This is a genomic window from Gordonia phosphorivorans (assembly GCF_042432625.1).
Lineage (GTDB): Bacteria > Actinomycetota > Actinomycetes > Mycobacteriales > Mycobacteriaceae > Gordonia > Gordonia phosphorivorans.
The window spans coordinates 1-830 of sequence record NZ_JBHLWV010000037.1; the positions used below are offsets into that span (position 1 = coordinate 1).

Annotated in this window: 1 protein-coding gene; it reads left to right on the top strand. The window is 62.2% G+C overall.

The features are described from left to right. Positions 1–93: 93 nt before the first annotated feature. Positions 94–830: IS1249 family transposase (locus ACFFJD_RS16685; RefSeq protein ID WP_382366222.1), on the top strand; the 737-nt coding region annotated here is incomplete at its 3' end.

Below are 830 nucleotides of genomic sequence, written 5' to 3' on the forward strand. Positions count from 1 at the left end.
GGGTTAAAGGCCAAAATGTGTGTATAGAATCGCCGATTTCTGCTGCCTGACCTCGGATGATGGTGGTTCGAACATGCTTTGAGAGCATGTTCGGTGTCAGGTCCTCGGAATTCTCCACCGTGTGGTGTATGCGGCCGCAAGCTCGTCAAGAACGGAACCACCAGCGCCGGTCGCACTCGGTGGCGTTGCAAAGACTGCGGCGCCTCGAGTACCCAGAAACGCCCCGACATCACCCGCAAGGCCGAGCTGGAGGCATTCCACACTTGGCTCCTTCACGGTCGGCACCCTGCAGGAGTCAGCGCACGCACCTTCCGCCGCGCACGGTCCTGGTGCTGGAACATCGAGGTCCCACCACCGGCCCCGCCCACGACGCCGGCCCAGGTGGTGATGCTCGATGGCACCTACTTCCAATCCTGGTGCCTGCTGATCGCCTTCGACGGCACCCACGTCCTCGACTGGCAATGGTGCGACCGCGAGAAAAAGATCGCCTGGCAGCAGATCCTGCAACGCCAGCCAGCCCCCAAAATCGCGGTCATCGACGGCGGCAGCGGCCTAGCCGCAGCGATCGCCGACACCTGGCCCACCACCAGAACCCAACGCTGCTACTTCCACATCTTCCAGACCGTCCGACGCCACCACACCTTCCGACCACGACTAGACGCCGGACGCGAAATCCTCACTCTCACAAAAGCACTGATGAACGTGCGCAACGTCGACCAAGCCGTGCTCTGGCTCCAGGCCTACAACGACTGGGAACAGAAATGGGACCAGTTCCTCCGCCATCGCACCTACCCCAGACTGCACACCAGCCGCCCAACAGGAGTCTCGGA